General features: G+C 48.6%; 21 protein-coding genes. 11 read left to right on the top strand and 10 right to left on the bottom strand.

The annotated features are described in order from the left end of the window. Nucleotides 1-126 precede the first annotated feature (126 nt). Both ACES2G_RS16845 and ACES2G_RS16840 read left to right on the top strand, forming a co-directional pair. Entirely contained in the window at nt 127-2,142 is a 2,016-nt protein-coding gene (locus ACES2G_RS16845; RefSeq protein WP_347358916.1) for an ATP-binding protein, read from the top strand. Between the two features lie 28 nt (nt 2,143-2,170). Further along, nucleotides 2,171-2,827, top strand: coding sequence for a response regulator (locus tag ACES2G_RS16840; protein WP_374000807.1), 657 nt, complete (start codon nt 2,171-2,173; stop codon nt 2,825-2,827). Between the two features lie 7 nt (nt 2,828-2,834). Here ACES2G_RS16840 and ACES2G_RS16835 read toward each other — a convergent pair whose 3' ends face one another. Next, the gene (locus ACES2G_RS16835; protein WP_374001915.1) at nt 2,835-4,022 is read right to left on the bottom strand and encodes an MFS transporter; all 1,188 of its coding nucleotides are present in this window, start codon (nt 4,020-4,022) and stop codon (nt 2,835-2,837) included. Between the two features lie 180 nt (nt 4,023-4,202). Between ACES2G_RS16835 and ACES2G_RS16830 the strand changes: the two genes are divergently transcribed. After that, nucleotides 4,203-4,448, top strand: a complete 246-nt coding sequence (locus ACES2G_RS16830; RefSeq protein WP_347358913.1) for a zf-TFIIB domain-containing protein — start codon at nt 4,203-4,205, stop codon at nt 4,446-4,448. Between the two features lie 184 nt (nt 4,449-4,632). Further along, complete coding sequence (locus ACES2G_RS16825) at nt 4,633-5,583, top strand: hypothetical protein (RefSeq protein ID WP_347358912.1); 951 nt, start codon at nt 4,633-4,635, stop codon at nt 5,581-5,583. Nucleotides 5,584-5,635: 52 nt separating this feature from the next. Here ACES2G_RS16825 and ACES2G_RS16820 read toward each other — a convergent pair whose 3' ends face one another. Beyond that, nucleotides 5,636-7,180, bottom strand: a complete 1,545-nt coding sequence (locus tag ACES2G_RS16820) for an AbgT family transporter (RefSeq protein ID WP_347358736.1) — start codon at nt 7,178-7,180, stop codon at nt 5,636-5,638. Between the two features lie 42 nt (nt 7,181-7,222). Here ACES2G_RS16820 and ACES2G_RS16815 point away from each other — a divergent pair, with 42 nt between their 5' ends. Both ACES2G_RS16815 and ACES2G_RS16810 read left to right on the top strand, forming a co-directional pair. Beyond that, complete coding sequence (locus ACES2G_RS16815; RefSeq protein ID WP_347358735.1) at nt 7,223-7,594, top strand: MGMT family protein; 372 nt, start codon at nt 7,223-7,225, stop codon at nt 7,592-7,594. Nucleotides 7,595-7,639: 45 nt separating this feature from the next. Further along, nucleotides 7,640-8,125 (top strand): hypothetical protein, encoded by a 486-nt coding sequence (locus ACES2G_RS16810; protein WP_347358734.1) that lies wholly within the window; start codon nt 7,640-7,642, stop codon nt 8,123-8,125. A 39-nt stretch (nt 8,126-8,164) separates the two neighbouring features. Here the strand turns inward: ACES2G_RS16810 and ACES2G_RS16805 are convergent, their stop codons facing one another. Beyond that, complete coding sequence (locus tag ACES2G_RS16805) at nt 8,165-8,809, bottom strand: L,D-transpeptidase (RefSeq protein ID WP_347358733.1); 645 nt, start codon at nt 8,807-8,809, stop codon at nt 8,165-8,167. A 218-nt stretch (nt 8,810-9,027) separates the two neighbouring features. Between ACES2G_RS16805 and ACES2G_RS16800 the strand changes: the two genes are divergently transcribed. Beyond that, nucleotides 9,028-9,732, top strand: coding sequence for a tRNA-uridine aminocarboxypropyltransferase (locus tag ACES2G_RS16800; protein ID WP_374000806.1), 705 nt, complete (start codon nt 9,028-9,030; stop codon nt 9,730-9,732). Between the two features lie 3 nt (nt 9,733-9,735). Here the strand turns inward: ACES2G_RS16800 and fghA are convergent, their stop codons facing one another. Together fghA and ACES2G_RS16790 are read right to left on the bottom strand one after the other, a co-directional pair. Next, nucleotides 9,736-10,563, bottom strand: a complete 828-nt coding sequence (gene fghA, locus ACES2G_RS16795) for an S-formylglutathione hydrolase (RefSeq protein ID WP_374000805.1) — start codon at nt 10,561-10,563, stop codon at nt 9,736-9,738. 13 nt (nt 10,564-10,576) lie between these two features. Further along, nucleotides 10,577-11,686 carry an S-(hydroxymethyl)glutathione dehydrogenase/class III alcohol dehydrogenase gene (locus tag ACES2G_RS16790; protein ID WP_347358739.1) on the bottom strand — a complete coding sequence of 370 codons (1,110 nt, stop codon included), beginning with the start codon at nt 11,684-11,686 and terminating at the stop codon, nt 10,577-10,579. Between the two features lie 99 nt (nt 11,687-11,785). Between ACES2G_RS16790 and ACES2G_RS16785 the strand changes: the two genes are divergently transcribed. Then, nucleotides 11,786-12,688, top strand: coding sequence for a LysR family transcriptional regulator (locus tag ACES2G_RS16785; protein WP_374000804.1), 903 nt, complete (start codon nt 11,786-11,788; stop codon nt 12,686-12,688). On the opposite strand, the gene ACES2G_RS16780 is transcribed toward ACES2G_RS16785, so the two are convergent. Then, entirely contained in the window at nt 12,685-14,286 is a 1,602-nt protein-coding gene (locus ACES2G_RS16780) for an ATP-binding cassette domain-containing protein (protein WP_347358729.1), read from the bottom strand. The two genes, ACES2G_RS16785 and ACES2G_RS16780, sit on opposite strands and share 4 nt — an antisense overlap. Nucleotides 14,287-14,443: 157 nt before the next feature. On the opposite strand from ACES2G_RS16780, the gene ACES2G_RS16775 reads away from it, so the two are divergent. Continuing rightward, a complete protein-coding gene (locus ACES2G_RS16775; RefSeq protein ID WP_347358728.1) occupies nt 14,444-15,166 on the top strand; it encodes a DUF4097 family beta strand repeat-containing protein in 723 nt (240 codons plus the stop codon). A gap of 19 nt (nt 15,167-15,185) precedes the next feature. Next, nucleotides 15,186-15,845 (top strand): SRPBCC domain-containing protein, encoded by a 660-nt coding sequence (locus tag ACES2G_RS16770; RefSeq protein WP_374000802.1) that lies wholly within the window; start codon nt 15,186-15,188, stop codon nt 15,843-15,845. 3 nt (nt 15,846-15,848) lie between these two features. Here the strand turns inward: ACES2G_RS16770 and ACES2G_RS16765 are convergent, their stop codons facing one another. Together ACES2G_RS16765 and ACES2G_RS16760 are read right to left on the bottom strand one after the other, a co-directional pair. After that, nucleotides 15,849-17,603 (bottom strand): hypothetical protein, encoded by a 1,755-nt coding sequence (locus ACES2G_RS16765; protein ID WP_374000801.1) that lies wholly within the window; start codon nt 17,601-17,603, stop codon nt 15,849-15,851. Between the two features lie 110 nt (nt 17,604-17,713). Then, the gene (locus ACES2G_RS16760; protein ID WP_347358725.1) at nt 17,714-18,232 is read right to left on the bottom strand and encodes an asparaginase domain-containing protein; all 519 of its coding nucleotides are present in this window, start codon (nt 18,230-18,232) and stop codon (nt 17,714-17,716) included. Nucleotides 18,233-18,328: 96 nt separating this feature from the next. Here ACES2G_RS16760 and ACES2G_RS16755 point away from each other — a divergent pair, with 96 nt between their 5' ends. Continuing rightward, a complete protein-coding gene (locus ACES2G_RS16755; protein ID WP_374000800.1) occupies nt 18,329-18,667 on the top strand; it encodes a VOC family protein in 339 nt (112 codons plus the stop codon). Here the strand turns inward: ACES2G_RS16755 and ACES2G_RS16750 are convergent, their stop codons facing one another. Together ACES2G_RS16750 and ACES2G_RS16745 are read right to left on the bottom strand one after the other, a co-directional pair. Further along, nucleotides 18,668-19,147 carry a hypothetical protein gene (locus tag ACES2G_RS16750; RefSeq protein ID WP_347358724.1) on the bottom strand — a complete coding sequence of 160 codons (480 nt, stop codon included), beginning with the start codon at nt 19,145-19,147 and terminating at the stop codon, nt 18,668-18,670. It abuts the gene before it with no gap. 117 nt (nt 19,148-19,264) lie between these two features. Beyond that, nucleotides 19,265-19,744 carry an Hsp20/alpha crystallin family protein gene (locus ACES2G_RS16745; protein WP_347358723.1) on the bottom strand — a complete coding sequence of 160 codons (480 nt, stop codon included), beginning with the start codon at nt 19,742-19,744 and terminating at the stop codon, nt 19,265-19,267. Between the last annotated feature and the right edge of the window lie 19 nt (nt 19,745-19,763).

Below are 19,763 nucleotides of genomic sequence, written 5' to 3'. Positions count from 1 at the left end.
CGGAAAATACGAACTCAACTGTTTCTTATTGTGGTCTGTTGGCAAAAACATTTTGGCCTAGATTGAACATTTGTGAGAATTGTACCAATAATGCCTGATAACAGTGTTTTGATCTCGGAGACAGGAATGGTTCCTAGCAGTCGCTTTGCCTTGGTTTTGATATTTGGATTTCTAGTCAGTGCTTCGGCTGTCTATACTGCTCTTCAGCAGAAAACCTTGCCACAACCTTTATCAGTCGGTGATCAAATCAATTCTGCCAGCGGCAGCATCATATTGGAAGCTTCTGATTTAATGGCAGAGCCGGGGGATCTTGGAAAAAAGGCAGAATTGGCCCGATTCTTTGATCGTCAGGATCAGATTCTGGAGGCAAGCTCCGACTTGGATTTCCCGGATCGTAAGCTTTCAGATTTGCCCGCTCTTTTTTGGTTGCAGATTTTTGTAGGTATGGGGTCTTTGATTATCTCTGGCAGTATTTGGGCTTTACGGCCGCGGGATCTTGCCAGTGGTTTGTTTGCTTTCAGCGGTCTATCAACATTTATCTCTGCGGTGCCCTCAGCCGTTTATACCACACGAGAACTAGCCATTGCTTCGAACGTCTTTGTTGTCCTTGAGGCTTTTAATGCTTTGGGGGCTTGTCTTTTTGGCGTCAGCATTCTGGCTCTATTTATGATTTATCCGGTGCAATTGCGCTATTGGCGCCAGATTGCGGTGGTGCAGGCGATTGTCTTTGTTTCCTGGGTTGGTTTGTATGTGCTGAATGTTCTGCCCGATTGGGCGAATGTGTCTTTGATGATCGCGGTGGAGATGCTGACGATCTGTATCGCCGTCGGCGCGCAATTCTTTGCGACCAGAAAAGATCCGACCTCCCGAGCGTCTTTAACCTGGTTGGGGCTTTCTGTCCTGATCGGGGCTGGAGCGTGGGTGATCTTTAATACGTTGCCTTTGCTGATGAAGATGCAGCCTTTAAATCAAGGCTATGCTTTTTCATTCTTCCTGATTATCTATCTGGGCTTGGCGGCGGGATTGACTAAGTATCGCCTGTTTGAAGTAGGACAATGGGCATTTCGATTCTTGTTCTATGCTGTTGGAGCGATGATCTTGGTGGCTCTGGATGCTGCACTGATTTATTTGTTGGGTATTGACCGTTTGCCAGCGCTTGGGATGGCTCTTCTTGCGATCGGCTTTATCTATCTGCCTCTGCGGGATTCTTTATGGCGAATTTTTTCAAAGAAAAGACGACTTGAAACTCATGAGCTGTTGGCGGAATCTCTGCATGTGGCTTTTGCTCCATCGGCTTTGCAAAGGGAAGAGCGCTGGCAAAATCTGCTGCGGAAACTTTTTGATCCTCTGGAGTTAAAACCTTCAGTGGCAGAAGTGTCTGAGGTCTTGCTTCAAAAAGACGGTTTGACTCTCATTCTGCCAGCCGTGGCCAGTGCTCCGGCAATGGAGCTTAGCTATCCGTGGTCCGGGACGTCCTTGTTCAGTTCAAGCTCTAAGGACCTTGCCAAAGAGATCGTGCGTTTGATTGAAGAAGCGGAATCCAGTCGTCAGGCTTATGATCGTGGTGTGGTGGAAGAACGTCGTCGCATGGCTCAGGATCTGCATGATGATGTGGGAGCGCGTCTGCTGACGGGGCTTTATATGGCTGATGATAATCTGCGACCGACATTGCAGGGAGCTATCTCAGATATTCGTTCGATCGTCAGTGGTATTGCCGGCGAAAAGATCATGCTGATGCGTCTGCTTGCGGATTTGCGCCATGAAGCCGAACGTCGGTTAAGTGCTGCCAAGATCGAGATGGAATGGCCTGTGTTTGAAGGGCCTCATGCAGAAAGCCTGTTGGATTATCGCCAGCATAAAGCTTTGGGATCGGCATTGCGGGAAGTGATCAGCAACGTCGTTCGCCACTCGGAAGCCGAAAAAGTAAGGGTTCTCATTCAAGTGCAGGCAGAGAATTTAGAGATTCTGGTGGAAGACGATGGAAAAGGTTTTACTTCTGATGTTGACGCTGAAACCAAAAACTCCGGATTTGGCATGACCAGTCTGCAAAGGCGCCTTGAAGACATCGGCGGCAGCTTCCGAGCGAACAGTTCTGGTAAAGGAACAAAGATTTATTTGACGATTCCTTTTTATCTATCCTGATTTTGTGTATATTGGCCTCATGAGCGAAATGAAGAATCTTTGTTTGCTGGTTGAGGATCAACCAAAAACGCAGGAGTTTTTGATCAAGGCCATGAATCAGGTTTTCCCTGAGACGCAGGTCTTTGCATGTGCCTACCTGAAGGACGCGCAGGCTTGGCTGAATCAGCTTGCAAATTCAGACCGCAAGGATCTTTTTAAGGTGGCTCTGATTGATCTGGGGCTTCCGGATGGCTCCGGGATTCAACTGGTCAAAAAGCTTCGCGAGCAATTTCCCCAGGTTCTGAGTGTGGTGGTCACAATCTACCATGACGATGCTCATCTATTCGATGCTTTGTCTGCCGGGGCATCAGGCTATATTCTGAAAGATGAAAATGTCGAGATGGTGGCAGAAATCCTAAAAAGAATCCAATATGGTGAGCCACCTCTTTCGCCATCGATTGCTCACCGACTGATCAGTCATTTCAGAACGCCAGAAGCTGCGAAAAATAAAGATGTGGATTTGACGGCACGTGAAACTGAAACACTGGCATTGTTGGCTAAAGGTTTTACGGTGGCAGAAGCTGCTGGGAAGATGGGCCTTAGCGCCCAGACAGTTGCGGGCTATGTGAAGATCATCTATCAGAAGTTGCACATATCCAGCAGAGCCGAAGCCACCCGCGAAGCAATTCGACGTGGCCTGGCTTAGACGACCATCAGGCCTTTTTTTCAGTCAAGAAGACCAGGAAAGCCAACGCTGGCATCGTGAAACCGATCCAGGCTGTCAGATTCCAGCCACCATAAGCATAAGCCCAAGCCCCCAGCGTGGATCCGATCGCACCACCCACAAAAATAGTGGCGATAAAAAGACCATTCAAGCGGCTGCGATATTCTGCCTGCAAAGCAAAGATCGCTCTTTGTCCCAGCACCAGGTTGGCCGTGATTCCTGCATCCAGCAGAATGGCTGAAACCACCAAGGCAGCTAAAGCCGCTGTCGAACCCGCAGAAAAAATATGACTTAGCAGGAAAGATCCTGCGGAAATAAGCATCGCCATTTTTGTAGCCTTCTGACTCCAGCCTTTATCGGCAGCCCAACCCGCTAGCGGAGCAGCAATGGCGCCAGAGACACCCACCAGGGCAAAGACCGCAATCGCGGTTTGCGAAAGGTTGAAGTCAGGTCCGGCTAGCAGTAGTGGACTTGCTGTCCAGAACAGACTGAAAGCGCCAAAAAGAAAAGCCTGATAAAGGGCTCGCCGCCGCAGAATCGGCGTTGTTAGATAAAGATGCCCCATGGATTTCAGCAAAGAACCATAGCGCAGATTCTTGTTGGAAGGAGGGCGGGGCGGCAACACAAGATAAAGCACCACGGCCAGAATCGTCATCAAGACAGCAGACAGGACAAAGACCGCATGCCATGAAAAAAGATCCGTCAGCAAACTGGCGGTGGGGCGGGAAAGCATAATGCCAATCATAAGGCCGCTCATCAGGCTGCCGACGACCTGACCTCGGCGCATTTCAGGAGCAAAGTGTGCCACATAGGGAACAATAATCTGAACGGTCGAGGCCCCCAACCCCGTTGCGAAGGCTGCGATAAAATAAGGAATCAATTGCGTGGCAAAGGCCAGGCCCAACAGCCCAAGAATTGTCAGAGCGATCATCGTCATGACAAGACGGCGATTTTCCAGCATATCCCCCAGGGGAACCATCAGCAGAACTCCCAAGCCATAACCCACTTGAGTGAGTGTAACCACCAAACCGGCAGCTTCCGGCGCCAGTCCCAAGGCCTGACTGATCATCGCAACAATAGGCTGAGCATAATAGAGGTTGGCAGCAATAATACCAACGGCGGCGGCAAGAAGAAGAACCAAACCTCGTGAGAGAGGAGAATGAGAAGAAGCAGTCATATAGCCAATAACTACGCCTGTCCGGCAGTACCGGCAAGACAAGAATTCGTCTCTGATCATTTAAAGATCTTCGCCGAGGACGTTTTTTTAGTTGATTGTTTTAAGCGAAGACTTTGTTAAATATTATCGATTTTCAAAAAGAAGAAGTGTTTAGTAGGTTGAAAGCTCTGGAGGTATTAAATGAAATGTCCAAACTGCAAAGAGCCGAATCTTGTAATCTCTGAACGTAAAGGTATTGAAATCGACTATTGCCCGGAGTGCCGTGGAATCTGGCTGGATCGTGGAGAGCTGGATAAAATCATCGAACGCTCGCAGGAATTTGAAAGCAAGAAAGAAGAACCTTCTTATCAGCAGCATCCCTCAGGTCCTTATCAGCAAAAACCCTATAAGCGCAGAAAAACTTTCTTGGAAGAACTGTTCGACTAGAAACTGCAGTCCAGTGCTCTTGATCAGAAACATAAGTGCGTGTGCTTCTGCACAGTGATTTTCTTTAGCAAGGCTAAGTAAGGCATTTTAGCAAAGCACGCGAATCATCTACCTGCCCGATTCGGCATTGGTTACCTTTGCGGTGAAGGAACAATAACCAACGCTCGAATCACAGGAGGATGATATGCGTGCTGTAACAGGCTTTCTTTTATTTCTTATTTCTATCAGCGCATCACAGATGGCAAACGCGTTTGTGATGACGGATTCAGTTTCAGCGCCGGCTCCCTTGGAGGGACCCGTTGTTCCTGAACATGATGATCCGCAACCTCCGGGTTGGTCTGCTTGGGCCAGCCTTGGCGGTATTGGCACATCAGACCCGGCTTCTTGTTCTCGTCATAACTATCGTACAGACCTTTTTGTGCGCGGAACGGATAATGCTCTTTGGTATCGTGCATGGAACGGAACTTCGTGGAGTCCATGGACTTCGCTGGGGGGATTTTTGACGTCGTCTCCAGCGGCGGCTTGTTGGGGACCTAATCGTATTGATGTGTTTGTTCGAGGTGGCGACAATGCTCTTTGGCAGCGCACATTCCGAAATGGAGTTTGGCAGCCTTGGGTTTCTTTGGGTGGCTTCCTGACTTCCGGACCGGCAGCGGCCAGTTGGTCAGGCGGAAGACTGGATGTCTTTGTTCGAGGTGGTGACAATGCTCTTTGGCACAAGTGGTTCACTGGTGGAGCCTGGTCGGGCTGGGAATCTTTGGGCGGCATTCTGACATCTGATCCAGCAGCCGTTTCCTGGGGTGCCAATCGCATTGACGTCTTTGTTCGAGGTACTGACAACGCCCTTTGGCACATCTGGTATTGGGGAGGTTGGTCCGCGTGGGAATCTTTAGGTGGTATCCTGACGTCATCACCCGGTGTTTCTTCATGGGGAAATGGTCGCTTGGATGTTTATGTGCGCGGAACCGACAATGCTCTTTGGCACAAATGGTTCAGTGGCGCATGGTCGGGCTGGGAGTCTCTGGGAGGAGGATTGTCCTCGGGACCTGATGCCAGTTCATCAGCGAAAAACAGAACTCTGGTCTTTGTTTTAGGAACCGACAATGCCGTCTGGTACCGTTCTTACAAGCAGTGAGACAAATAAAAGAAGCTCCCTGAGTTTTCTCGGGGAGCTTCTTTCTTGTTCCTTATTGACCAGGCATCACAAAATGCAAATGAGCCCCTGGGCCCAGCGGAAGTCCCAGTAAGATCCAGGCAAATAACAGCAACGACCAGAAGATCGTAAAGGCGATAGAGTACGGCAGCATCAAAGCAATCAAGGTTCCGATACGGGCTTTTGGATCGTACTTATTTGCAAAGGCCAGAATCAGAGGGAAGTACGGCATCAGAGGCGATATAATATTCACCACCGAATCAGCCACACGATATGAGGCTTGAGTCAGTTCGGGCGCAATGCCCAGAAGCATGAACATCGGCACAAAGACAGGAGCCATCAAGGCCCATTTTGCAGAGGCACTTCCCAGGAACAAATCCACCACGCAAGTCAGGATGATAAAACCAATCATCAAAGGAATGGCGCTGAGATTCATATCTTTCAAAACCTCAGAACCCTTGACGGCCAGGATCAGTCCCACATTGGAAGAATTGAACAAAGCAATAAACTGGGCAGCAAAGAAGACCATCACCAAATAAGGGGCCATTGTTGCCATGGATTCCTGCATGGCATTGGTGACGTCGCTTTGAGATTTAAAGGTCTTTGAAGCAAACCCATAAGCGACACCGGTCAGGGCCGCTAGGAAAAAGACCATCGGAATAATACCCATCAGGAACGGAGAGTTCAGAAGAGAGCCGTTTTGAGCATTACGCAAAAAACCACTTTCAGGAACAGTGCCCAATAAGACCAGTGCGATAAAGATAACGAAAACAATTCCCGCCCAACGAAGACCTTTTCGTTCATAGGCATTCAAAGGTTCTGGCGAGGTGTGTTCGGCGGAGCCTTTGTAATCGCCCAGGAAAGGAATAGTGATCTTTTTCGCAACCAGAGTTCCTATGCCGATGATCAGTACAGAAGACACGGACATGAAGTACCAATTCACCACCGGAGTCACCACGTAGGCCGGATCAATGATTCTGGCTGCTTCTTGAGACAATCCGGAAAGCACCGGGTCGGCCACGCTCAACATAAAGTTGGCGGCAAAACCTCCGGAAACCCCGGCAAAGCAGATCGCCAGACCTGCCAAGGGATTTAACCCCGCGCTGTGAAAGGCCATGGCAGAAAGAGGAATCAACAAAACATAGCCGATGTCACCCGCAGTGTGGGACATGATGCCCGCAAGAAGAACCGCTGGAACCAAGAGCTGCTTCGGGGATTTGAGGACCAACAGGCGCAGTAGGGCCCCTAAAAGTCCGCTTTTTTCAGTTAAGCTAAAGCCCAGCATTGCGACCAGGACTGTTCCCAGGGGAGCAAAGCCCGTGAAGTTCTTTAGCATATCCGTTAGCACCATGTGCAGGCCCTGAACGGAGAGCAGATTGACGGCCGTGATGGTTTCTTTTTTTACCGGATGAACGGCTTCAACGCCCAAACCACTGATGACTGCGGAAAGCAGAATTACCAGGAAGGTTAGAAGCAAGAACATCAAGGCAGGTTGTGGCAGGGCATTTCCCGCCTTTTCCACTTTCAGCAGAAACTTGTACAGTGGACCTGACTCGATAGAACTTTCTGAATTCGACATGTGACTTTTCCCCCTCACGAAAGTATAGCTTAAAGGGACGTTATGCAGGCAACCACGGAATTCTCAAAAAAAGTTTTAAGCTTTATCAAGACAATCCCACGCGGGAAGGTCGCCACCTATGGACAGATCGCCGCCTTGGCAGGAAAGCCGCAGGGTTCTCGCGGAGTCGCATGGCTTCTTCATTCCTGCAGTGAAAGCCACGATCTTCCCTGGCAGCGAGTTTTGAATTCCAAAGGTAAGATCTCTTTTCCTCCGGGAAGTGCCGAATTTAAGAAACAAAAGAGGCTGCTTGAGGGCGAAGGGGTGGAATTCTCGGAGTCCAACCAGATTGACATGAAGCGTTTCCAGTGGAAGCAAAAGCCCAAAACGGCCCCCAAGGACCTGCGCAGGCCGGTGATGTTTGGTGGACGATGATAGAATCTTGTCGAACTCGGGCGGCAAATGTATTAGTTTGTTTCTATGGAAAATACGAATTGCTGTGTCTGCCAAAAGCCGAAAGCCACCCTTCAATGCGGAGCTTGTAAAGAACCTGTCTGTAAGAAGTGTGCGCAGTTCTTAGAAGAGGGAAGCTTTTCGTTCTTGAAAGAGGTTCCAGAATTTCTGTCTCATGGGGCCTATTGTGGGCCATGTTATGATGCGAAAATTGTTCCGGAGCTTGAGGCTTACAATGAGACCGTGCAGGCTGCGAAGAATATTGCTGTCTTCATGAAAGACCAAAGCAAGGAAACCCGAAATTTTTCCCGCAAAGAGACGGCTTTGAAAGTCGTGGATTATGAAGACCGCGAAGAGGCGCTGTTGAGTCTGGCATTTTTGACGGTCAAGGCGAATTACAATGCCTTGATTGACGTCGAACTTTCCTATGAAAAAATTCGCTCGGGCGGGTCGTATATCTCCCATAAATGGAGTGCGACGGGAATTCCCACAAACTATCACGGGCGTCGTTAGCCAAAAGGGTCTTCGGAAGAAGACCCTTTTTTGTTTTCTCTATTGAACAGTGATCCAGACATTGTATTTGCCGTATTGTCGGACCAGACGGTTGAAGAGATATCCGTTGTCGGGATGCATACGGATACAGCCGTGGGAGGCTCGGGTTCCCAGTTTAGACCAGTTGCCTTGAGGTGTGCCATGCAGAGCAAAGCCACCTGTGATGAAGACAGCATAGGGCATATTGCCCAGGCCTTTGTAGTCACCGCCAGGATATTTTCCTGAAGTATAACGATCATAAATACGTCCATCGGGGTGGCGATCGAAGTTGGGAGTGCCATAGCCCGACATGCCTGTTGACACCAACCATGAGCCACGCAGACTGCCATTGACATACAAGTACATGCGTTGGCTGGATTTCACCACTTGAGCCCAGACAGCGCAGCTGTTTCGTGTGCAATTGGCAAAGCCGATAATTTCATCCAGGAAGCTTTCAGGAAGGTGGGAAGGCTTTCCAGTTTCTTCCTCGTAGATTTTATCGAATTGCTCCAGCACTTGCTCGATGTTGGGATCAAAAGGGTTGATCTCTTCAATCACGTTGGGCTTGTGATTTCTCATTGTTTCCATGGGCTCTGCGTGGGCCGTATTTAATGTCAAAAACAGCAGAGCAGCGATTGAACCTGTTATTTGTTTTAGAGTTCTCATGCCACACCTCATCTGTTGTGAGTTGTATCTGTACCTATTGTACTTTGTGGGGACAGAAATCTAAAAAAATCCGTACAAGGAACGACAGCTAACAGGTGGAGTGTGATAGACTGGAAAGACTTGGACACGGAAGTCTTGTCGGAAAATGCGAGATTTTTCGATTTGGGGCATTCTGCCCGGTCCAGCGTGATGTATGATCTTAGTAGTGAGGTTTATCGGTGGAAGTAAAGAATTACCATGATCAGACGGTTTACCGTGAGCACTGTGCTGTGTGTATTCAGCCCCAGAAAGGTTGCTACTGTCCACACATCCAGAAGTTTGATCCGAACATCAGTTTTGTAATTCTGATTCATCCGATTGAAATGCGTCGGCGCATTGCCACGGGACGCATGTCTCATTTGTGTCTAGAACAGTCCTTTTTGATTTCAGGCAAGAATTACTCGGACAATGAAATGGTCAACGGGCTGATACAGGATTCCGGCCGACATTGCATTATTCTCTATCCAGGTGTTGATTCTCGGAATCTCTCTGTGATGACACAAGCGCAACAGGCTCAGTTGGTTCCACAAGGAAAAAAGCTGACGATCTTTGTGATCGATGGAACTTGGGCCACAGCTAAAAAAATGATGCGAGAAAGCCAGAATCTGAAGTCCTTGCCGCAGATTTGTTTTTCTCCGGAAAAACCCTCTACGTTCAGGGTGCGCAAGCAGCCGGCGGATTATTGTTATTCCACGATAGAGGCGATTCATCACACCATTGAGCTTTTGGGAGAGAGTCAGGGATTTGCAACCGCACAAAGGCAGCATGACAATTTGCTGGATGTCTTTGATGTCATGGTAGAGCGTCAATTGGATTATCTTCGCTCTTCCGAAGAGAAAAATGGGGCCTTTACGTCCCGTCGATTGGGGAGAAGGCCCGCATAAGGACTACTGTTTCAGGAACTTTGCGTGATGCTTGATGTGTGACTCAATAAAGGTCGCAATAAAGTAGTAGCTGTGATCATAGTCCTCAGCAAAAACCACTTCTTGTTCTTGAGCGTGCCTTTGACAGCTTTCGACCCAGTTAGGGGTCAGAAGCTGGCCGTTCAGCAGAAACTCATCTTTTGTGCCTTGGTGAATCAGAATCTTATGGGCGTGTCTTTTGCCTGATTTAATAAGTTCGCAGGCATCATAGGATTTCCACACATTTTGATCGTCACCCAGATAACCACGGAAAGCCTTTTGACCCCAGGGTGCTTGAGTGGGATTCACAATCGGTGAAAAGGCAGAAACAGATCTGAACTTTTCAGACTCGCGCAAGCCGATCACCAAAGCGCCGTGCCCACCCATGGAGTGCCCCATGATAGCGATATTCATCACTTTGAAGTGATTCTGAATCACACCGTAAAGCTCATTTGCGATATAGCTGTACATGCGATAGTTGGTTTTATAGTCCGCGGTTGTGGCGTCCACATAGAAACCAGCTCCAGAACCGAAATCGTAAGAATCATGTTCCCCCGGCAGATTCAGTCCGCGCGGGGAGGTATCAGGTGCAATCACCATCAAGTTGTTTTCAGCCAGATACTTTTGCGCCCCGGCCTTGGTGATGAAGTTTTCATCCGTGCAGGTCAGGCCGGAAAGCCAGATGATACAGCCTTCGACCTTTCCGTTTGGGATGAAGGTTGCAAATTTCATTTCAGTTTTGGTCTCGGCAGATTCGTGAGACCAAAACTGGGTGAGCCCTTCAAATGTCTTATGTGTCTTAAGCACTTTCATTGATAAGTCCTTTTTAGAACGTGACCACGCTGCGGATGGCTTTGCCTTCTTTCATGTACTGGAAGGCTTGATTGATTTCATCAATCGGCATTGTGAAAGTCACCAGATCATCCAAGTTGATTTCGCCGGACATATATTTTTCAACATAACCCGGAAGTTCTGTACGGCCTTTAACTCCACCGAAAGCAGAACCTTTCCAGACGCGGCCTGTGACCAACTGGAATGGACGGGTTGAGATCTCTTCTCCGGCACCGGCAACACCGATAATGATAGATTGGCCCCAGCCTTTATGGCAACACTCCAGCGCCTGACGCATCAATTGAACACTGCCAACGCACTCGAAAGAATAGTCCACACCACCGTCAGTCAGCTTCACGATCGCTTCAACAACACTGCCTTGGATTTCTTTTGGATTCACAAAATCAGTGGCTCCGAATTTTTTGGCCATTTCAAATTTGTCGTTGTTGATATCCACCGCGATGATGCGGCTGGCTTCAGCCATTTTCGCACCTTGGATGACAGAAAGACCGATACCGCCGATGCCGAAGACCGCAACGGTCGCGCCTTTTTCAACTTTGGCCGTGTTCAGAACGGCACCGATTCCTGTAGTGACGCCACAGCCAAGAAGGCAGATTTTTTCCAATGGAGCTTTTTCGTCCACTTTGGCTAAAGAAATCTCTGGGACAACGGTGTATTCAGCAAACGTGGAAGTTCCCATGTAGTGGAAGATGGGTTTGCCATCTTTGGAGAAACGGGAAGTTCCGTCTGGCATCAAACCTTTACCTTGAGTCTCGCGGATGCGCTGGCAAAGATTTGTTTTGCCAGAAAGGCAGAATTTGCAGGTGCGGCACTCTGGCGTGTAAAGAGGGATGACGTGATCGCCTTTTTTCAAAGTTGTGACACCTTCGCCCACGGCCTCTACGATTCCAGCGCCCTCGTGGCCGAGAATCACAGGGAAGATGCCTTCAGGGTCCACACCAGACAAAGTGTAAGCATCCGTATGACAAACACCGGAAGCAACAATCTTCACCAGAACTTCGCCTTTCTTTGGCATTTCCAGATCGACAGTTTCAATTTTCAAAGGTTGATTAGGGCCCCAGGCAACAGCCGCTTTTACTTTCATCATGTTGTCTCCTAAGTGAAGAGGTTTTAATAGTGGCTCTATCTTAGGGGAGTGTGCCCGGCTTGACTATACGGGCATTTAGAACAACATTGTTTCCATATGGAAACAATCAAGTGGGTTCAGGGCATTATTGCCTTCGTGAAAGTCAGTGAAACCGGCAGCTTTTCTCAGGCTGCCGCCGAACTGCACGTTTCTAAATCGCATATCAGTAAGACCATCAAACAACTGGAAAAAGATCTGGGAATAGCCCTGATTTCCCGCTCCACGCGCCGGATTCAGCTGACAAATTTGGGGGAAGAGTTTTTAGGAAGCTGTCGGCAATCCCTGGAAACTTTGGAGTCTGCCAAGAAGCAGGTGATCAGTTCTTCAGATCGTCCGCGAGGTGTTCTGCGAGTCACACTGGCCGGCGTTTTTGGTGAAAACTTTATTGCGCCGACCTTAATCTCTTTGGCCCGCAAATATCCTGATCTGCAAGTGGAGCTGGATTTTGAAAGCCGCATTGTGGATATCATCGAGAAAAAATTCGATGTAGCTATCCGTATTGGGCACTTGAAGAATTCTTCCTTGTTGGCACAGAAGATTGCTACAAGACGCGAGTATGTGTGTGCTTCACCGAAGTATCTGGAGACTCACCGTGCTCCCGCGAGTCCCGAAGATCTGACTGATCATAACTGTCTGTCGGGTGGGCAGGGCTCTTGGAGCTTTAAGAAGTCCAGCAAGCCTTTGTCTGTATCGGTGAAGGGCAACTTTAAGACCAACAATCCTCGGGTTCTGGTGAAAGCTGCTTTGGATGGTCTGGGGATTGTACGCTTGCCGGGATCTTATGTGTGGGATGATATCAAGGAAGGAAAACTGGTTTCATTACTGGAACGGTACAGCGAGGGCACCAAAGATATTTGGGTGGTGACCCCGACGCGAAACAAGCTGAATACAAATGTAAACGTCTTCGTCGAGGAACTTAAAAAGTCCCTCGAGCGAGATTACCGGGGCTCTCAGTTTTAAGACTGAGCGGTCGCCATTTTTGCTGCCAGATACTCTTCGTAAGTGATGTGGTTGTCGTAAACGACAGTGTCATCAATTTCGATAATACGGTTGGCAACGGTCTGAATCAGTTCATGGTCATGAGATGTGAAGATGATGGTGCCCTTGAATCGGCTCAAGCCTTCATTCACAGCCGTGATACTTTCCAAGTCCAAGTGATTGGTTGGACCATCCAGAATAAGGATGTTTGCACCAGACAACATCATCTTAGAGAACATGCAGCGAACCTTTTCGCCCCCGGAAAGAACCTTCGGCTGTTTCAAGGCATCAGATCCACTGAATAGCATTTTCCCCAGGAAGCCACGCAGGAAGGTTTCGTCCTTTTCCGTGGAATGAGGGCGCAGCCAGTCCACCAGCGTTTCTTCATTGCCGCTGAAGTATTTGGAGTTGTCCGTCGGGAAGTAGTTGAGGGATGTGGTAATGCCCCACGCGTATGTGCCAGAATCCGCGGCCAGTTCGCCCGCCAGGATTTCCAAAAGCAAAGTCTTGGCCAGATCGTTTCGGCCCAGCAAAGCAACCTTGTCGCCTTTTTTTAAAGTGAAGTTGATATTCTTCAGCAGAGTCTCGCCTTCCCAGGTCTTGGTGATCTTATCCGCTGTCAGGATGTCGTTACCCAGATCGCGTTTAATATCAAAGCCGATGAACGGCTGTTTGCGAGAAGAAGCCGGAAGATCAATGAACTCCAGTTTTTCCAACTGCTTCTGACGTGAAGAAGCTTGGCGGGATTTGGAGGCATTCGCGCTAAAGCGGGCGATGAACGATTTAAGTTCTTCCGCCTTGTCAGCGCTTTTCTTGTTTTGATCTGCACGCAGACGCTGATTCAGTTCGCTTGCCTGTCTCCAGAAGTCATAGTTCCCTGTATAGGTGGTCACTTTGCCAAAGTCGATATCCGCAATGTGGGTGCAGACTTTGTTCAGGAAGTGACGATCGTGCGAAATCACAATGACGGTATTTTCGAATTTCTCAAGGAACTGTTCCAGCCATTGAATTGCATAGATGTCCAAGTGATTCGTCGGCTCATCCAGCAACAAAATATCCGGACGGCCAAACAAAGCCTGAGCCAAAAGGACTTTCACCTTCTCGCCGCCAGTCAGTTCTTTCATCAGTTTGCCGTGCAGCTCTTCAGGAATAGCCAGGCCCGCCAGCATGACGGCAGCTTCAGATTCCGCTTCCCAGCCATTCAGTTCTGCAAATTCGGTTTCAAGCTCAGAAGCGCGCACGCCGTCTTCTTCAGAAAAATCAGGTTTGGCATAAAGGGCGTCTTTTTCCTGCATGACTTTGTACAGGCGTTCATTCCCCATCAGAACAGTTTTTAGAACCGGGAATTCGTCATAAGCATAGTGATCCTGTTTCAGGATAGACAAACGCAGATCCGAGGCAATGTGAACTTCACCGGTGTTCGGTTCGATTTCTTTGGAAAGAACTTTCAGGAAAGTGGATTTACCGGCGCCGTTAGCCCCGATAAGGCCATAACAGTTTCCCGGAGTGAATTTGACATTCACGTCCTCAAAGAGCTTTTTTCCGCCAAAACGCAAACTGACATTGGATGTACTGATCATGAACAGGGGTCCTTTTAAAAGCTGTTTTTGTACGTGGTCCCAGAGGGAAACGCAACCCTTTACTGGGTGGGGAGCCAGCCTTGGAAAAAAACTCTTGTTTCTGGCTTGAAAAGAGGCTTTTTCAGGAGCTAAATTAGGGAATTGTTTAGGAGGAAATATGAGAACAATGTTGATGGTGGCTTTGGTGTTTGCCGGGCATATTTCATGGGCACAGACTGAAACCAAGGAGTTTGACGCAAAGACGATCCGTTCATTGGAGCTGGAGAATATCAAGGGCACTGTGAAAATCGAAGGCGGGCACGAGGATAAGCTGGTGGTAACCAGCGAAAAAGTTGATTTCACGAAGTCCTGCGCGTTGGAGTTCAAGCAAAAAGGTTCTGATCTGGATATCAAGATTCACCGCAAAGGGGTTTTCAAGAAGTCCGACTGTACAACGAACTTCACAATTCTGGTTCCCAAAGTGATCAGTCTGGATATTAAAAACGGTTCTGGAGATATTTCTGTCACGGGCACCAAGGGTGAAATTGATTTCAAAATCGGCGCTGGTCATTTGACCGTGGATGCCGATGTTCACGAACTGGAAGGCTCTAGCGGCAGTGGTGAAATCACGGTGAAGTCTTTGTCAGGGGATGTGGATCTGAAAATGGGCTCGGGCTCTGCAAAGATCACTTATGCAGCGGTTCCGGCATCAGGCAAGTTCGATCTGAAATCCGGAAGTGGCACGGTGGAATTGACGATGCCTGCAGACGCCAAATTTACGACGAGCTTTATTTCACCGGCGGGCAAAATGACGAATGAGGTCGGCGAGACGGCCGGTTCCAAGTTCAAGGTTTCCGTGAAGTCAGGCGCAGCCAGTCTGCACATTAAAAAAGCTCTCTAGTACATAACGGAATCAGTGTATGGCCAAAACAGTTCCGACTGGCGTGATCGAAAAACTGAACAAGGTTTCCGCAGAGTCGGTGGCCAAACACACAGGAAAAAATTGGGATCAGTGGGTGAAAATCCTGGACACTCAAGGTGCCACCCACATGACCCGCAAAGAGATCGTGGCGTTTCTGGCCAAGAAGTACAAATGCAAGCCCTGGTGGCAGCAGATTGTCACTTCGGCTTACGAAGTTCATATTGGACGTAAGATTGAAGGCCGCAATGACAAGGGCGAATATATGACCGCGGCTTCACGCACTTTCTATACAAGTGCGGATAAGCTTTGGGATCTTCTGGAGTCCTCACAAGGTCAGGCGGTTTGGTTGAAGCCCCTGTCACCCTTTAAGTTCAAACCCAAGAATGTTTTTGAAACCGAAGATGGTGTTTTTGGTGAAATCCGCACGATGAAAGAGGGTGTGCGCCTGCGTATGACCTGGCAGGATACCGACTGGCACAAGGCCACGATCTTGCAGGTCTATCTTGGGGACCGTGGCGAAGATAAAAGTTTTCTGGTGTTTAACCATGAAAAGATCAAGGATGCGCGCACTAAGACGGCTTTAAAAGAGCGCTGGTTGCAGATTCTTGCAGAGCTGGCGGAGCTGACTCCGCCCAGAAAAGCTCAGAAGAAAAAGTAGTCATTATTTTTCGTACAATCGTGTGCGGTCTTTGATGTAGGTCATCAGAGAATCACGAGTGATGCCACGTTCGCTGATTTTACCATCGTCAGAAATATAGACCGTCTTTCTGAGCCAACTGGTTACGGTGGATCTTGTGGATTTAGCCGTGGGAACGAAGCCCTGGACCAGATCCAGACACAGCCCGCGGGCCGCACCGGCAGACGGACTGAAATTTCTGGAGCGGTAAATACTTTTCGTCGCCCATTTGTTTTCTGTAAAGAGCTCTGGATAGATACGGTTTTCCATTTTTGCCCAGACGTCGCAATATTCAGCATTGGATTGTGCCGAACTCATCTGATAGCTGTAGGACTCCATGGACTTTAAAAGCCAATCAGTCATTTCAGGTTGCAGCTTTTCGGCAAGTTCCTGTCGGACGGCTTTGAATTTTAATACAGAGACCCGCAGTGTCGGATCGAACAGAGCTTGTTGAACCAGATCTGGGTATTGCAGCTGATTCTGTTTTTGCCACAGTAAGGTGGCCTCGTAGTTCACGCAGGCATCAAAGAAGCTGGTGGGCATGTGGCCCAAGACGGATTCATAGAAGGGCTTACGGCAGGATTTCAGGATATAGTCCTTGTCGGCGGTAGAAAGTCGGTCGCCATTTTGGTCGATATTTCGCTGATAGCCTTTGGAAGCCGGAGCTTGCTGGCAGTCTTTGGCTGAAGTATATTCCAGGCCATCATGCACCAGCAGTTTGATCAGATTGTATTTGTCTTTGGATTTTTGCTTTAGCCATGAAGGATTAAAGCGATAGGCGGTCAGGCTTTCCGCGAAATCTTCAAAGGGATTGGTTTCGCCATAGCGAGAAACAAAAGGATGTCCTTGTTTGGCTTTCTTGCGCAAGGATTCAAATTCACCGCCTTTGTTTTCCTTCCAGTCAGAAAGAGCCAGCCAGCTTGCCGAGCGGTCATAGTCAGAAAACTGATTGTCGGAATGGTTATGCGCGATTTCATGATAAAGTGTGTACTGGCGCATGACGGAACTTTGCTCGCTCCAAGAATCAAACAACTCGATGGCTGCATTGGCGACAACACTTCCACCATCGTCGCCATACGACGCCCTTGTGTAACCACGCTTAAAACGGATCAATTTTTTGTTGCTGCCAAAGGGAAGCTGATCCGGATGAACCAGTTCCAGCGAACGAATCACGTCGGCAATTTCGGAAGCATTAAAGGCTGAGGCATTGATGAATGCGTACGGCGATGTATTGATATCGAACTGATCCATAAGATACAGCATCTGGGGTCCGACTTCAGGGCCAAAGATCTTTTGAACGGCACATAAGGCTTTGCTGCAGGAAGAGTTGATCTTAAAAGTCTGCTGAAAGTTTGCGGGGGCTTCTTTGATCTTTTCTTCCGGATTCGCCGGGAACAGAAGTTTGCTCAGCGCCAGTACCAGTTCCGGTCTTTCATCTTTGATTTCAATGCCTGAAATTGTGTAAGTGCCCCCTTCATAGCCGGGGCCCAGGGGGCGATTTTTATAGAATGCCGTGATGGCGGCACTGGTTGCCGGAAGCTTGGAACGGCAGAATGCATTTTGCACCTGATTTTCGTTGGCTGACCACCAGGGGATTTTATTATTCGCTGGCTGCCGATGGTTTGGCGAATACGGCACAGGATGATCTGTGAACTCTTTTTCAGTGGCGACTTTGGTAAAGTGAGTGCAAGCGGAGGTGGCGAAAACGATGGTGGAAAGAATAAAAGCAAAAGACTTCAAGGCGATCTCCTGAATGAAACGGATACAACAGTTTCTTTTCGGAGATCCTGGAGCCGTCTTAATACTTTGAGACGGGAAATCTCAAAATAAGACGGCCATTGCGAGGATTTTTAGGTACTTTCAAAGGTTCCTTTTTCGCGGTTCTTGCGAACGTTAGGAACGTGGAAGACCTGGTTGTGGAAAGAGATGTAAAAACCAGGCTGCAGAAGTTTCGCCGACAGCAGGGCTTCCGTGACATTCTGAGCAGCATCACTGTCATCAAAGCCCATCGGAATCATGGCGCCAGTAAAGACCACCGGCACTTTCGGTGTGCCAATTTCCTTAAAGCAATGCTCGGCGGATACGTGCATGGTGTCTGTACCGTGAAGAACCACGATAGGGCAGCCCCGTTGCATCTGATCGCGAACGGTGGCGGCAATCAAAGAACGATCTTCGTCCGTCATGTAAAGAGAATCTTTGCTGAGTAGCGGATAAACAGAGATGTTCGTGTAGGGAAGACGCATTTTTGACAAAATGCGATTCTTAATGCTGGTGCCGCGATTTTCCAGTGAGCCATCGAATTCATTGTAGGTCTTTTCGATGGTGCCGCCGGTCGTAATAATAACAACGTCTTGAATTGGTGTGCCCATGGCTAGGGATCCTATGTCAACTTTCCGGGGCTGGCAAGAAATGCCAGAAAGCGGGAAATTTCCAGGAACTTTTATGAAAAAGGCCTGGGGTGGAAGGTGTCGCCAGCCAGCAACGAGCACGTCGTATTTTTGCGAACAGGTGGTGTGGCGCTTTCATTGTTCCCAAGCGCAGAACTGGCCAAGGATGCTGGGGTTGATTCCCGCGGAAGCGGTTTTCGCGAGTTCAGTATTGCCCATAATGTAAATACCCGTGAAGAAGTGGCAAAGGTTTTGGCCGAGGCTGAAAAAGCCGGAGGCCGTATTATCAAACCAGCACAGGATGTTTTCTGGGGAGGTCACAGTGGATACTTTGAAGACCCGGATCGGTTCTTGTGGGAAGTGGCCTGGAATCCAATGGCGCCCCTGAATGAACGGGGCGAGATGCAACTGCCTTAGTTACCAGACATTGATGATATCGTATTCACGAACTTGAGGGCCGGATTCAACCACGGCCACTCCGCCGCTTTTCTGATCCAGAAGGGCTTCGCCCAAAGGGCTGTTGGGTGTGATCACCTGAATATTTTTTCCTTCAAAGGAAACACTGACGCCACCGCCTTTGGCAAGAATCAGGAAGAAGCTGGTTTTTCCATTGTGCTCAACTTCAACGATGGCGGAAGAAGAAATGGGATCATTCGGGCCGAAAGATTTTAAGTTCACATGCTTTAGATGTAAAAGGGCTTCTTCCATGTCGGCAATGCGCTTGGCTTGGCCGCGCGCCAGATAGGAAGCTTCCAATCCCCGGGTGTCATATTCATTTTCAGCTTTGCTTTCCTCATTGGTGGCCGCATCAATCGTGGCTTTGACGGACTCTTTTAAAGCTGTGATGTCGTTTTCCAAATGTGTGCGGATGGCTTCAACCAGTTTTTTCTTATCCACGTTTCACCTCAATGAGTTGCAGTTTTTATTATCTGCTTTCACTGAATAGGTGGCAACCGGAAACTAAAAAAGAGGAGGGCCTGACGGGGGATCAAGCCCTCTTAGGAGGGAGGAGGATCAATGGGAAGGTTCAGACGTGTTGTCTTCGGTGGATTTCTGTAATCCTATCCGCTCGAAGAAACCCCCTTGAGATTGGATTTCGATTTTTTTAGCTTGGGCTATCGGCGTTTTTGGCAGGTAAATACTTAAGACGCCATCTTCATGATGTGCCTCAATTTTTCCGCCATCCACACTGTTGGGGACAGTGAATCTGCGAGCGAAAGTGCCCACGACTTTCTCTTCGCGTTTTCTTTCTCCTGAAATTGTCAGAAGATTTCCATTCACTTCAATTTTTACGTTTTCTTTTTTAAATCCAGGTATATCCATGCTTAATAGATAATGATCCTGGGTTTCAGACACTTCGCATGCTGGAGTTAACGTGCGTTCGTGAGCCTCATAAGAAGCTGGCGTCGCAAAGTTTTCAAACAGGCGATCCATCTCGTCGAAAAGACTGGTCGTAGCTCGGCGAGTTGGCCAATAAGGTGTTAATAGTCTCATTAAAAACCTCCTTCGTTGG

This window comes from Bdellovibrio bacteriovorus (genome assembly GCF_041888015.1).
Classification (GTDB): domain Bacteria; phylum Bdellovibrionota; class Bdellovibrionia; order Bdellovibrionales; family Bdellovibrionaceae; genus Bdellovibrio.
The sequence above is the reverse complement of the archived record's forward strand: the minus strand, read 5'-3'. Positions and strand labels throughout refer to the sequence as shown.

Bases quoted from the DNA above. Each gene is read 5' to 3' on its own strand.
- ACES2G_RS16845 (WP_347358916.1), top strand. From the start codon at position 127: ATGGTTCCTAGCAGTCGCTTTGCCTTGGTTTTGATATTTGGATTTCTA.
- ACES2G_RS16840 (WP_374000807.1), top strand. From the start codon at position 2,171: ATGAAGAATCTTTGTTTGCTGGTTGAGGATCAACCAAAAACGCAGGAG.
- ACES2G_RS16835 (WP_374001915.1), bottom strand. From the start codon at position 4,022: ATGACTGCTTCTTCTCATTCTCCTCTCTCACGAGGTTTGGTTCTTCTT.
- ACES2G_RS16830 (WP_347358913.1), top strand. From the start codon at position 4,203: ATGAAATGTCCAAACTGCAAAGAGCCGAATCTTGTAATCTCTGAACGT.
- ACES2G_RS16825 (WP_347358912.1), top strand. From the start codon at position 4,633: ATGCGTGCTGTAACAGGCTTTCTTTTATTTCTTATTTCTATCAGCGCA.
- ACES2G_RS16820 (WP_347358736.1), bottom strand. From the start codon at position 7,180: ATGTCGAATTCAGAAAGTTCTATCGAGTCAGGTCCACTGTACAAGTTT.
- ACES2G_RS16815 (WP_347358735.1), top strand. From the start codon at position 7,223: ATGCAGGCAACCACGGAATTCTCAAAAAAAGTTTTAAGCTTTATCAAG.
- ACES2G_RS16810 (WP_347358734.1), top strand. From the start codon at position 7,640: ATGGAAAATACGAATTGCTGTGTCTGCCAAAAGCCGAAAGCCACCCTT.
- ACES2G_RS16805 (WP_347358733.1), bottom strand. From the start codon at position 8,809: ATGAGAACTCTAAAACAAATAACAGGTTCAATCGCTGCTCTGCTGTTT.
- fghA (WP_374000805.1), bottom strand. From the start codon at position 10,563: ATGAAAGTGCTTAAGACACATAAGACATTTGAAGGGCTCACCCAGTTT.
- ACES2G_RS16790 (WP_347358739.1), bottom strand. From the start codon at position 11,686: ATGAAAGTAAAAGCGGCTGTTGCCTGGGGCCCTAATCAACCTTTGAAA.
- ACES2G_RS16785 (WP_374000804.1), top strand. From the start codon at position 11,786: ATGGAAACAATCAAGTGGGTTCAGGGCATTATTGCCTTCGTGAAAGTC.
- ACES2G_RS16780 (WP_347358729.1), bottom strand. From the start codon at position 14,286: ATGATCAGTACATCCAATGTCAGTTTGCGTTTTGGCGGAAAAAAGCTC.
- ACES2G_RS16775 (WP_347358728.1), top strand. From the start codon at position 14,444: ATGAGAACAATGTTGATGGTGGCTTTGGTGTTTGCCGGGCATATTTCA.
- ACES2G_RS16770 (WP_374000802.1), top strand. From the start codon at position 15,186: ATGGCCAAAACAGTTCCGACTGGCGTGATCGAAAAACTGAACAAGGTT.
- ACES2G_RS16760 (WP_347358725.1), bottom strand. From the start codon at position 18,232: ATGGGCACACCAATTCAAGACGTTGTTATTATTACGACCGGCGGCACC.
- ACES2G_RS16745 (WP_347358723.1), bottom strand. From the start codon at position 19,744: ATGAGACTATTAACACCTTATTGGCCAACTCGCCGAGCTACGACCAGT.